11 protein-coding genes and 1 riboswitch are annotated in these 12,325 nt (G+C 56.1%); of the genes, 5 read left to right on the forward strand and 6 right to left on the reverse strand.

Annotated elements, in window-relative coordinates:
* Nucleotides 1-30 precede the first annotated feature (30 nt).
* Complete coding sequence (locus tag ABLV66_RS12130) at nt 31-1,221, forward strand: cytochrome c biogenesis protein/redoxin (protein ID WP_047079142.1); 1,191 nt, start codon at nt 31-33, stop codon at nt 1,219-1,221.
* A 67-nt stretch (nt 1,222-1,288) separates the two neighbouring features.
* Here ABLV66_RS12130 and ABLV66_RS12135 read toward each other — a convergent pair whose 3' ends face one another.
* The 6 genes from ABLV66_RS12135 to tenA all read right to left on the reverse strand — a co-directional run bounded on the left by ABLV66_RS12135 (nt 1,289) and on the right by tenA (nt 7,584).
* Nucleotides 1,289-2,770, reverse strand: coding sequence for a pyridoxal phosphate-dependent decarboxylase family protein (locus ABLV66_RS12135; protein ID WP_163310966.1), 1,482 nt, complete (start codon nt 2,768-2,770; stop codon nt 1,289-1,291).
* A 9-nt stretch (nt 2,771-2,779) separates the two neighbouring features.
* The gene (locus ABLV66_RS12140) at nt 2,780-4,165 is read right to left on the reverse strand and encodes a diaminobutyrate--2-oxoglutarate transaminase (protein WP_348876655.1); all 1,386 of its coding nucleotides are present in this window, start codon (nt 4,163-4,165) and stop codon (nt 2,780-2,782) included.
* A gap of 307 nt (nt 4,166-4,472) precedes the next feature.
* Nucleotides 4,473-5,402: an ABC transporter substrate-binding protein gene (locus tag ABLV66_RS12145; protein ID WP_320482414.1), complete on the reverse strand. Its 930-nt coding sequence runs from the start codon at nt 5,400-5,402 to the stop codon at nt 4,473-4,475.
* Between the two features lie 27 nt (nt 5,403-5,429).
* Nucleotides 5,430-6,170, reverse strand: coding sequence for an ABC transporter permease (locus tag ABLV66_RS12150; RefSeq protein ID WP_047048505.1), 741 nt, complete (start codon nt 6,168-6,170; stop codon nt 5,430-5,432).
* Nucleotides 6,167-6,892, reverse strand: a complete 726-nt coding sequence (locus ABLV66_RS12155; RefSeq protein WP_348876654.1) for an ABC transporter ATP-binding protein — start codon at nt 6,890-6,892, stop codon at nt 6,167-6,169. The genes ABLV66_RS12150 and ABLV66_RS12155 overlap by 4 nt, the downstream gene beginning before the upstream one ends.
* Complete coding sequence (gene tenA, locus ABLV66_RS12160; RefSeq protein WP_045394260.1) at nt 6,889-7,584, reverse strand: thiaminase II; 696 nt, start codon at nt 7,582-7,584, stop codon at nt 6,889-6,891. The genes ABLV66_RS12155 and tenA overlap by 4 nt, the downstream gene beginning before the upstream one ends.
* Nucleotides 7,585-7,651: 67 nt before the next feature.
* Nucleotides 7,652-7,755, reverse strand: a riboswitch (TPP riboswitch).
* A gap of 257 nt (nt 7,756-8,012) precedes the next feature.
* Here tenA and ABLV66_RS12165 point away from each other — a divergent pair.
* From ABLV66_RS12165 to ABLV66_RS12180, 4 genes are all read left to right on the forward strand, one after another.
* On the forward strand, nt 8,013-9,137 hold the full coding sequence (locus tag ABLV66_RS12165; RefSeq protein ID WP_348876653.1) for a BamA/TamA family outer membrane protein: 1,125 nt from the start codon (nt 8,013-8,015) through the stop codon (nt 9,135-9,137).
* A 15-nt stretch (nt 9,138-9,152) separates the two neighbouring features.
* Nucleotides 9,153-10,106, forward strand: a complete 954-nt coding sequence (locus tag ABLV66_RS12170) for a hypothetical protein (RefSeq protein ID WP_348876652.1) — start codon at nt 9,153-9,155, stop codon at nt 10,104-10,106.
* A 66-nt stretch (nt 10,107-10,172) separates the two neighbouring features.
* Complete coding sequence (locus ABLV66_RS12175; RefSeq protein ID WP_047079147.1) at nt 10,173-11,279, forward strand: DUF4056 domain-containing protein; 1,107 nt, start codon at nt 10,173-10,175, stop codon at nt 11,277-11,279.
* 66 nt (nt 11,280-11,345) lie between these two features.
* Nucleotides 11,346-12,299: a hypothetical protein gene (locus ABLV66_RS12180; RefSeq protein WP_047079148.1), complete on the forward strand. Its 954-nt coding sequence runs from the start codon at nt 11,346-11,348 to the stop codon at nt 12,297-12,299.
* The last annotated feature ends 26 nt before the right edge of the window (nt 12,300-12,325 follow it).

Genomic DNA, 12,325 nt, shown 5'->3' on the forward strand with positions numbered 1-12,325 from the left:
ACTTCGGCAACGTTGCGAAGGAGAATGATCATGGCTGTTGTGATTGCATTTTTGGCCGGTATGTTGACGCTGCTCAGCCCCTGTACCTTACCGGTGATCCCGCTGGTGTTTGCCAGCGTTAGCGGGCGTAGGGGACAACTGATCTTGTTGTTGTTCGGTATGGGGTTGATGTTTACCGCTGTGTCGCTGCTGGCCACGGCGGCAGCAGGGTGGTTAGTCAATCTGACTATCGTTGGGCGTTGGCTGGCGCTGGGCTTTTTGGTCGTTGTGGCCATCAGTTTGCTGTCATCACGCGTTGCAGGTTGGCTCGGATCGCCAGCGGTGGCGCTGGGCAATCAACTTAACCAACAGAGCTATCGTTATGGCAGTGGGCTCGCTTCAGTGCTCGCCGGACTGGCGATTGGACTACTTTGGGCGCCGTGCGCGGGACCGGTGCTGGGGGCGATATTTAGCCTGGCGTTGTTGCAAGGAAATTCAGTGACGACCGGCATCTTGCTGCTTTCCTATGCCAGCGGATGCGCGCTGATGTTGCTGCTATTGGGGTGGTTCGGCGCGCGGCTGATTTCCCGTCTGCGCGGTGGTCAGGTGATAAGTGGGCGGTTGCGCCAACTGGCCGGCGTGGCGATGCTGGCCGTGGTGGCGTTAATCGCCAGCGGCAGCGATCGTTATCTGCAGGGCGCCAGCGGTTTAACCCATCGTCTGGAGCAGCGGCTCAGCGCGTTTATGCCGCAGGATCCACAGCGGGTTCGGCTGGAGCCGATCGTCGCGCCGCGGCCAACCAGCGCTATGCCGGATTTGCACGGCGGCACCGCATGGATTAATAGCCCACCGCTTACCAAGGCGGCGTTAAAGGGTAAGGTGGTGCTGATTGATTTTTGGACCCGCGATTGCATCAACTGTCAGCATACGCTGCCTTATGTACGGGCGTGGGCCAATAAGTATCGCGATGCGGGGCTGGTGGTGATTGGCGTACATACGCCGGAATATCCGTGGGAACGATCGTTGCCGCAGCTTCGTGAAGCGGTCAGCCAGCGGCAGCTAAACTATCCGGTTGTCGCGGATAACAACTACGCCATCTGGAATGCGTTTGGTAATCAGTACTGGCCGGCGCATTATTTCTTCGACGCGCGGGGACAACTGCGCTATACCGCCTTTGGCGAAGGGGATTATGCCCGTCAGGAGCAGGTGATCCAACAACTGCTGCGCGAAGCGCGGACGTGAGGTGGAAATAAAAAAGCCGATAACAGCAGTTATCGGCTTTGCAGGACACTCGCTAATCGGCAGCGTCTTATTTCGCCAGCAGCTCCTGGGCGGTGCGTTCAACGAGGCTCAGCAGGACCTTCACATCCTCCAGCGTTACCACCGGGTTGAGCAGCGTCAGCTTCAGGCAGGTTACGCCGTTATGCTCGGTCACGCCGACGTTGGCGCGGCCTGACTCCAGCAGGGCGTCGCCCACGCGCTGGTTAAGCAGGGCGATCGCTGCGGTATCGCTACCAGCCATTTGCGCCGGACGTGAGCGGAACAGCACGCTTGCCAGCTGCGGCTGCATGACCAGCTCCAGCGTTGGTTGAGTCTGAATGAACTCCGCGACGTTTTTCGCCATCGTCACGCCATGATCGATGATTGAAGCGTACTGTTTCTTGCCCAGTGCCTCAAGCCCCATCCACAGCTTCAGCGCGTCGAAGCGGCGGGTGGTCTGCAGCGATTTGGAGACCAGGTTCGGAACGCCATGTTCTTCATCAAACTCGGAGTTCAGATAGGCCGCCTGATAGCGCATCAGCTCGTAATGACGCGCCTCTTTCAGCAGGAAGGCGCCGCAGCTGATGGTCTGGAAGAACTGCTTGTGGAAGTCCAGGGTTACTGAATCCACTAACTCCAGGCCGTCGAGGTAATCGCGATACTGCTCGGACAGCAGCAGCGCGCCGCCCCACGCGGCATCAACGTGCAGCCAGATCTGGTGCTCCGCCGCGATAGCGGCGATATCACGCAGCGGGTCAATCGCGCCCGCGTCGGTGGTACCGGCGGTGGCGACGATGGCCATGATCTGCTCGCCGTTGGCCTGCGCTTGCGCAATCTTGGCCTTCAGGTCGGTGACGTCCATACGGGCGAATTCATCGGTTTTCACCAGCGTGACCGAGCGATAGCCAAGCCCCATCAGCGCCATGTTCTTCTGCACCGAGAAGTGGGCGTTTTCCGAGCACAGCACTTTGTACTGCCGAATGTCGCCCGGAATACCATCCTGCTGGATGGAATGCCCCTGACGGGCAAAGAAGGCGTCGCGCGCCAGCATCAGGCCCATCAGATTGCTCTGGGTGCCGCCGCTGGTGAAGACGCCGGCATCGCCAGCCGGATAACCGACCTGCGCGCGCAACCACTCGATCAGCTTCATCTCGATGATGGTCGCCGACGGACTCTGATCCCAGGAGTCCATGCTCTGGTTGGTGGCGTTGATCAGCACTTCCGCCGCCTGGCTGATAACCAGGCTCGGGCAGTGCAGGTGCGCCACGCACTGCGGATGATGCACCGACAGGCTGTCTTTCAGGAAGTACTCGATCGCACGTTCAATCGCCGCCTGGTTGCCCAGACCCTGTTCGTTAAAATCAAGGGTGATGCGCTCACGGAGTTCATCAACGCTTTTCCCCTGATACATTTCAGGTTGTTGCAGCCACTGCGCAACCGCCTGGCTGGTCTGGGAAATGACCTGCTGGTAAGCGTCAATGCTTGCCGCGGACCCAGCCAGAATCGGATTCAATTTGGACATTGCGGTCACTTACTCCACTCAGACCGGTTTTACGCCGGCGGCCAGCAGGGCCTGTTCAAACTTATCGAGGAATACTTCCAGCTCCGCGTCGCTAATCAGCAGAGATGGCAGCAGACGCAGTACGCAACCGTGACGGCCGCCGCGTTCCAGGATCAGGCCCGCTTCGAAGCATTTCTTCTGCAGCAGCGCGGAGAGTTCGCCGTCAGCCGGGTAGCAACCCATATGATCCTGCGCCTCGTTCGGCTTCACGATTTCGATACCGATCATCAGACCGAGACCGCGAACGTGACCGATAACCGGATAGCGTTTCTGCATTTCCGCCAGTTTGCCTTTCAGCCGCTCGCCCTGGGCGGCGACTTTGTCGGCAATCTTGTTATCACGCAGGTGGCGCAGGGTGGTCAGGCCGGTGGCCATCGCCAGCTGGTTGCCGCGGAAGGTGCCGGTATGGTGGCCAGGTTCCCAGGCATCGAACTCTTTCTTAATGCCCAGAACCGCCATTGGCAGACCACCGCCGACGGCTTTAGACATCACGATGATGTCCGGCTCAATGCCGGCGTGTTCGAAGGCGAAGAATTTACCGGTACGGGCGAAACCTGCCTGAACTTCATCGATGATCAGCAGAATGCCGTGCTCTTTGGTGACTTTGCGGATGCGCTGCAGCCACTCAACCGGCGCCGGGTTCACGCCGCCTTCGCCCTGTACGGCTTCAAGGATGACCGCAGCAGGTTTGCGAACGCCGCTTTCCACGTCGTTGATCAGGTTTTCGAAGTAGTAGGTCAGCGCTTTCACGCCCGCTTCGCCGCCGATACCAAGAGGGCAACGATACTGGTGCGGATAAGGCATAAACTGGACTTCCGGCATCATGCCGTTGACCGCCGCTTTTGGCGACAGATTGCCGGTCACGGACAGCGCGCCGTGGGTCATCCCGTGATAACCGCCGGAGAAGCTGATCACCGCCGTACGGCCGGTGTATTTTTTCGCCAGCTTCAGCGCGGCTTCAACGGCGTCAGCGCCGGAAGGACCGGTGAACTGCAGGCAATACTCTTTCCCTTCGCCCGGCAGGCAGGAGAGCAGGTATTCAGAGAAGCGATCTTTTAACGGTGTTGTCAGATCGAGGGTATGTAACGGCAAGCCGCTGGTAATGACACTTTGGATGCTCTGCAGTACTTCAGGATGGTTATGGCCCAGAGCGAGGGTCCCGGCGCCGGCGAGGCAGTCCAGGTACTGTTTGTTATCCGCATCGGTCAGCCAAACGCCTTCGGCTTTGGTGATGGCGAGCGGCAACTTGCGAGGGTAACTCCTGACATTCGATTCGAATTCAGCCTGACGGGCCAAAAAGGTTTCGTTGTTCGCGTCCAATAAATCTGCACTTAAAGTATCAATACGGACTTTATCCGTCATCATATCACTCCCACAACCAGCGTTACGTTTGAACTCTGGTTGAATAAAAAGGTTTAGAAAATTGAATCGGCATTCATAAAGCGCGCACAATATATGGCTTTTTAAATCCGCATTCAATCTTTAATTTATGGCGCTATTTTGACGTCATTATTACATACAGGGGTGTCAATATAATTAGCTGATTTAAAAGATAAATTTCGATTGTTTTTAAAACCATGGAAAGTGTAATTATTAGTGAGAAAGTCTATATATTTTTATTACGGCTTCGCTGAATGACTGACGGAAATACTTCCGTCAGTTTTATGGTTACTTAACGCAGTTCAACCGCATAATTTGCTAAAGGTGTTACTTTTTTCACCAACTTGTTGTTATATAAAAATTGTTCATACGCGTCATAGCGGGGCTTATCTAACGCTGCCGGATCGGTGGCGAACAGCGGCACGCTCTGCAACCACGCCTGCTGGTTCAGTTCGGTATTGAGTTCCGGATGCTCTTTGGCAAACCGCTGCCAGGTTTGCTGCGGATGGGCGCGCAAATAGCTCACGCCCTGCTGTAATGCGTCGAGAAACTTTTTGATTTTAGGGGCGTTGACCTCGGCCTTGTTTGCCACGATCACCAGTTCGTCGTAAGCGGGCACGCCATAGTCTTCCACGTTCATGACCACCGGTTTTTTGCCCTGCAGTTTGAGTTCCAGCGCTTCGATATTGCGATAACCGCCGATAACGGCATCAACCTGGCCGGCCAGCAGAGCGCTGGTGAGCTGGAAATTAACGTTGATCAATTTGATGCTGTCAGGGTCGATGTGAGCATGCTGCGCCATGGTGGCCAGGGTCGCCTGTTCAATACCGCTCACCGAATATCCCACTTTTTTACCTTGTAGATCGGCCGGAGATTTGATGCGCGGATCCAGCGCAATCACCGTGTTCAGCGGCGAGTGGATCAGCGTCCCGACGCGAACCAACGGCAGTCCTTCATCGGCGAAGAAGTGAACCTGCGGTTGATAGGTTATCGCTAAATCCGCCTGGCGAGCGGCAACCAGGCGCGGAGGGAGCGCCGGGTCGGAAGGGGGGATGATGTTGACATCCAGCCCGGCATCCCGAAAGGCGCCAATCTGTTCCGCCACCATAATGGGCGCATGATCCGGGTTGATGTACCAGTCCAGTACCAGGGTCAGCTTTTCATTTGCCGATGCCTGACCGCAAACCAGCAGAGTGAGGCCGGCCAACAGAGGTATACGCATATCTCTTCCTTATTATCTGTTGATAAGTTATTCCGGCGACCAGTCGATCAGCCGGTGCAAAAAGGCGTCGACCGCCAACCACAGCGCGATGGTCAGCAGCACTAAAATGAACAAGGCGGCGAAGCAGATATCGGTTTGCAGGCGGGCATTGGCATTCAGCATTACGTAGCCAAGCCCCTCGGCGGAGCCGACCCATTCGCCGATAATCGCGCCGATGGGGGCGACGGCGGCGGCCATCCGCAGGCCGGAACCTAGCGCGGGTAGCGCCGCCATGAGTCGGACATGGCGCAATTGAGCGCCAAAGGAGGCGCCCATGGTGCGGGCCAGATCGAGATAGTCGCGATTGACCCGTTGCAGACCATCAAAGAAAGCCGAGGTAACGGGGAAGAAGATAACCAGCACCGCCATCATGACCTTGGCGCTCATACCAAAACCAAACCACAGCACCAGTAGCGGCGCGAGGGCGAAGACCGGAATGGCCTGGCTGGTCAGTACCAGCGGCATTACCCACCGCTGTAATCGCGGCGACATGGTCATACAAAGCGCCAGCACCATACCGAGCGCGACGCCGAGCGCCATTCCGCTGAGAATTTCGCTCAGGGTGACCAGGGTGTGGCTGGCCAGATAACTACGGTTATTCCACAGCGCTTCAGCGACCGCCGCCGGAGAAGGCAACAAAAAGGCGGGCATGCCGCTGTAGCTCGCCAACTGCCAGAGCAACAGTAGGCCACAAAATACGCTGCACCCGCGCAGTAACTTGCCCCTCATCCGTTCGCCCTCATCAATTGCTGCAGCAGCTGCGCCTGACTTGCCAACAGCGCGCCATCATCCGGATCGCGGGGCGGAACGCCACTTAAATGATGGCTATCATCAATTTCACCATCAGGCGAGAGCACCAGCAGCCGATGGCTGAGGCGGCAGGCTTCCATCGGGTCGTGGGTAATGAGCACTACGGTTCGTCCGGTCAGTAAGCGCGCGGCCAGGCTCTGAATGCGTGTGCGGGTGAGAGTATCGAGGGCGGAAAACGGTTCATCCATCAGCACAATGGGGCGATCTTCATAGAGGGTGCGCGCCAACGCCGCGCGCTGGCGCATCCCGCCGGACAGCGCGGCAGGGCGATCATCAGCGCAGGAGGCCAGTCCTACCTGCTCAAGAAGCTCGTTGACGCGGGTGTTGTCGACCTTCTCACCGCGCAGCCTGGCGCCGAGGGCGACATTTTCCCGCACGTTAAGCCACGGATAGAGCAGATCTTTTTGACCCATCCACGCCAGTCGCGTAGTGACGGGAAGGCCATCGCTGGCGACAACGGTTCCGCGGGTTGGCGTCGCCAGCCCGGCGATAATACGCAACAGGCTGGTTTTGCCCGCGCCGCTGGCGCCAAGGAGCGACACCCATTGCCCGGCGGCAATATCAAAGGCGAGATCGCGAAAGATAGTCCGTGTGCCAAAGCGCAGGCATAAATCGCGAACGTGAATGCCTGGCGCCATCACGCCTGGACCTGCCCGGCGGCATTCAGACCCATCTGCCAGAAATTGCCTTCCAGCCGGGTAGCGGTAGTAAATATGTCGCTCAGTCCGGCGAACCGTGATTCCGCGCCGCGCTGTTGCCAGAGGGTTTCCAGCAGGCCGATCGCCGCGTTGACGCCCTGAAGATAGCTCTCGTCGCCGTAGTTGCGGATCCATGAAGCATAGGGATTATCGTGCAAGTTGGTTTGTGGGTTGTGCAGCAGACCGAGCCCGATTTCCGCGTAACCCGCAACGCAGGGCAGCAGCGCCGCCAGCAGATCCAACGCGTCGCCGGCGTGGCCGATATCCAGTACGTAGCGCGTGTAGTTGACGGTTTCCATCGCTTCGCTTTGCAGGGCCATAGCGTCTTCATTCAGCCCCCATTGCTCGCAATAGCCCACATGTAGCGGTAGCTCAGCAAGGATGGCATTCATCGAGGCAGCGGCGGCGCGCATCTCCGGCAACGTGCGAAGTTTGCTGACCAGCAGGGCGTAGCTGCGAGCGAAGTGGATCAGGAACAGATAATCCTGGGTTAGATAATGACGAAAGGCTGCCTGCGGCAGCGTACCCGCGGCTAATTGCTGGAGGAAAGGGTGCGATACATAGCGTTGCCACTCGCCACCGGCCTGCTCACGCAGTCGACCGTAAAGACCTTGGGTAAAAGCGGGAATCATCATGGGACCTCCTGAAAATAAGGGGAGATCCGGGCGTGCAGAAGTGTGAACAGGTAAAAACTGAAAACTGGCGAACATGCCGACCCGTCCCTTCGCTGGCATGACCCAGATCAGGTTCAAAGGGTTCGGTTTTTACGCCATCTCAGCCCTCACGGGACACCCCTCGGTTGCGACATGTTATACGTCATTCACTTTTTGATTACAACGGTGACAAGGTAAAAAGCGTCGATAGTAGTGACGCTGTCACATTTGAGTAGTTATGTGCCAGATCGATAAATAACATTTATCAATTTGTGTGATTAACCACGCTTTTTTATCCAAAAATAAGCAAAGTAAGGCGAGGGTAAGTTGGCGAAGAACAAGGGCTTACGATATATTTTTAGCACATTCCCTTAATATCCCCTTATGAATGCGTCAGTGCTGGAGACCGCATGAAGCTGGCAGGCCTTACTCTTTTACTGATGCTTGCCCTCGCGCCTGACGTGTCTCGAGCCGCCCAATTGTTCGATCCTGAAGATGGCATGCTTGATATGAGCCAGTATCTGCAGGATAACCCGTACGGTTTTTTGCCGGTGCCGGTAATGATCACCGAGCCGGCTATCGGCTACGGCGGCGGTCTGTTTGGTTTATTTCTGCATGGTAAAGGCTCCCGCGAGGGCGATCGTTTTATTCCACCAGCGCTAACCGGGTTCGGCGGCGGCGGGACGCAAAATGGCACCTGGTTCATCGGGGCCGCGCATCGCCATACGTGGAATCACGACCGGATTCGTTACCTGGTTGGCGCGGGCTACGCCAATGTCAATCTCGATATCTATTCGGGCGATATTGCCGGTTTTAACAAAAATGTGGCGGTGCAAACCCATACCAAAGGTTTTGGCGGTTTACAAAAGCTGTTATTCCGCGTGGGGGACTCGCCGGTTTTTCTTGGCGCCTCGCAATTCTATGCACATACCGATGTGACCGCGGACAATCAGGTGATTAACAAGGTGTGGCAGCGGGTGCTGGGGGAGAAAAGCACCTCTTCGGCGTTGGGCGTGGTGGCGGAATATGACACCACCGATAATTTTTTCTACCCTAAGAAAGGGTTATCGCTACAGGGCGAGTACCGTTTTTACCGCGCTCTGCTTGGCGGCGACTATCATTACAATCAGTTGTCGCTGGATGGTAAATACTTTATCCCGCTGGCGCCGACCTTAACCCTGGCGCTGGCGGCGAATTATCAGTCGCTAACTCATCATGACAAGCACTTGACGCCAATGGCCCGGCCTTACATCGAACTGCGTGGCATCTCGCGTTTTCGCTATCAGGGCGATTATGTCGCTGTCGCCCAGACACAACTGGCCTGGCAATTTGCGCCGCGCTGGATCCTGCAGGGTTTTGTCGGCGTCGGTAGCGCCGCTGACGAAGCCGGGGCGTTGTGGCAGCAAAGCGAAGTGGCGTGGGGCACCGGTTTTCGTTATCTGGTCGCCCGTCAGTATGGATTATTTACCGGCGTCGATGTCGCCTTCAGCGAACACGAACAGGCGGTCTATTTTAATGTGGGTTCCGGACTGTAAAGGTACATATAAAAAATGAGATGGAAAACAACCGTCATTACGCTGCTATTAACCTCTGGCGCCGTGTGGAATGCCTGTGCGGCGGAAAGTGACGACAGTGATAGCTACTTTCCCATATGGGGCGACGAAGCACGCGCCCGCGGTTATTCCATTCCGCTGCCGTTTGGCGTCAATCTCAGCTATATGAATATGCGCCAGGATATTATGGTCGACAGCATCACCTTTTCCGGACTGAAGCTGGGTAACCATCCAATCCCCAGCGATATGTTCGCCATTGACGCCGGACACACGCGGGAGAAGAGCAAAACTGAGAACCTGCGTCTCGATATGTGGGTATTTCCATTCCTTAATGTCTACGGAGTTTTGGGCCACACCCGCGGTTCGTCGGTGTCGAATGTGTCGGTCGATGCTGACCCGACGCAATACCGCGGTCTGGATCGCATCATCGCCGGCGCGGTGCATAACCTCAACCAAAGCGGCGAGTTGCAAAACATCGATTTTGTCCTTGATTTCAAAGGTACTACCTGGGGGGGCGGGTTCACGCTGGCTGGCGGCTATGAGAACTGGTTTGCCCTCGTCGATACTAACTACACCCGCACCGATTTTGATATTCTCGACGGCAGCATCTCTGCCGTGACAGTGTCACCTCGCGTGGGTTATCGATTTGATCTACAGGGGATTTCTGGCCCTTCGCATCTCAGCGTGTGGGTTGGCAGTATGTATCAGGACGTGCAACAGGAGTTCAAAGGCAACCTTGCTGATTTGCATATGCCGCCACAGCTGCAACCATTGATTGCCGCGGTCACTAAAGACGGCGACGGCAAGTTTGATGTCAAACAGAAACTCACTTCACCGTGGAATATGCTGATCGGCGCCCAGTACGAAATCACGCGTAACTTCAATGTGTTAACCGAATTTGGCTTTAACGAGCGCAATAGTTTCTTTGTCGCTGGCGAATACCGTTTTTGACTTAACGGCGCGTAGTCATCGGCGAGTATGATGCGCGCTGTTTTTGTGTGGTGGAGAACGCTTTTGATGCGTAAGAGTTTGTGGTGGTTATGGGCAGCCGCTTTTTCGGTATTTGCCCAGGACCCGGTATTACCGACGATTCCCGTTAATCATGTCAGCCCGGTAGTGGGTGAATTGTCACCGCCGGAATCGCTGCGCCCATGCTGCGCCTTCGGGTTCGATCTGCGGGTGCGCGCCATTGGCGTGCCGATCCCGGTTTATCAGATTGGCAATGTGCTGACGCTCGATACCTTAGGTGAGCATCATTACAACGATAGCGCGCTCGGCGCGGTTAAAAATCTGATTGGCTTAAGCGATGAGCACAATGGCCTTATCTATACCCGCCGCGGCGGCTTTATTGATATTGCCCATGTGCGCGATACCGCTGATTACACCTTCTATTTATTCAGCCGAATTTATCCCACGCTCGGCCAGCCAGGACGTATCTTTTACAGCGAGGAGCTGGGCGTCCGCCGCGTCCAGTTAAATGCCTTTACGCCGCCGGCTTCAATGCCGCAGCGATATACGATAGCCGCGTGGCTTGCCGGCCATCTGGCCTTTGAAATTGCGCAATGGCATGAGATCGCCCAATGGTATGGCTTCCAATCGGTTCCGGGCTTTTCGGAAGAGATTTCCGCCTTTTCGCCGGAGGATCTCTACTCCAATCTGCTGGGCGCACGTCTGGCGATCAACGTCATATTGCAAGGGCAAGCCGGTTCGGTCGATGCCTACAACCGGGCGATGGAAGCGGCGTTAAAACAGGCGTTGGTCAAACTGCTGGTCGCGCCGCAAAGTGAGACGGAACGGATGTTTCGCGAGATTGACGGCGACTGGTGGAACAGTAAGCGCAGGGTACCGGACAAATTTTTGGTACTGAAGCGGAATTACGATCTCAGCGAAAATCGCCTGCCAACGCCGGTTCCTTTTGAACGCACGCCGCCGTATCGTCTGACGATGCCAAAGGAAGTTGCCGGGTTTACGCTCGCTGAACTAGGTCAACTGCAAATCCATCCAGGGCAGGATATGCAGTCGCTACCAGCACCGCAAAATTTTTATTCTCCGCAGCAGTTCCAGCAGCTTGCTGATAAAGCGCAGCAGGCGGATGCCATTCAACTGCAGCGTATTGAAAAATAACTAACGATTGGTCACTGCTGGCTATACTCAATCAAACTAATCCCCCCGTTGAGGTAGCATCAGACCATGGTATTTGTCGTTCCGCGCGCGTCCTGGCTACTGCTGGCGGTGCTATTCGTCAGCCAGGCAGGCTATGCCCTCGACGGCAGTCGGCTAAAGCAGCGTGCGGACGCGGTGCTCACCTTAATGAGTTATACCGTGGTGCCTGATGTAACCGCCAGCGACCTGAATATTGGTTCCGGCGCCAATGAGAAAAACGAACTCACCATCACCCAATTCGGCGGCGGCGCAACGCTGAGCAACAGTTTTCCTCTCTATCTGGAAGGCACCATGGGTTATAGCCGCTACGACCCACAATTTGTAATCAGCGATGGCGACCAAAGTCGTACCATCCCGACCAAATGGAACAGTCTGACCGCCACCGGCGGCGTCGGCTGGGACTTTCCGTTGTATCAGGACCGCTGGGGCGGAAAACTGGTACTACGGCCTATCTTCAATATGATGCTGGGCACCATGGCCAGTGATGCGCGTCTTGGTCGCTGGGCGCTCGAACGTAAAACCGATGCCGATATTCGCTTCCTCGATGGTGGACGACTGAACGCCTATGGGTTGGGCGGGTCGCTAATGCTCGATTATGAACTGTTTTCCAAAACGCAGGATATTGATATAGAGGCGCGCTATTCCGCGATGAATTTACAAACCTTCGGTAGCACATCTGAAGCGGTACAGGGGCAGGCCAGTGCCGAAAATCTGGGTATCTACCTTCGCCGACGCGCGCCGATTGCCGACTGGACGCTGCTGAAAAGCCCGGTGCGCTATGTGCTGGAAGGCGCCCATACCATGTATCTCGGCGACCAGCGCGGTGAACTCGGCTTTGATAGCCTGAGTTCGCTTGGTATTGGTCTGGAACTTGACAGTAGCCAGTATCCGGTATTTATCACCCGCACCCGACTGGTGGCCCGCTACATGTTCGGTAATAACACCGAAGGTTATGGTCTCGGTTTAGCAATGAGTTTCTGAGTGCTATTGCCCGTTTTCGTGATTGC

Origin of the sequence: Klebsiella sp. CN_Kp073, assembly GCF_040065495.2 — a bacterium.
Taxonomy (GTDB): Bacteria; Pseudomonadota; Gammaproteobacteria; order Enterobacterales; family Enterobacteriaceae; genus Klebsiella; species Klebsiella aerogenes.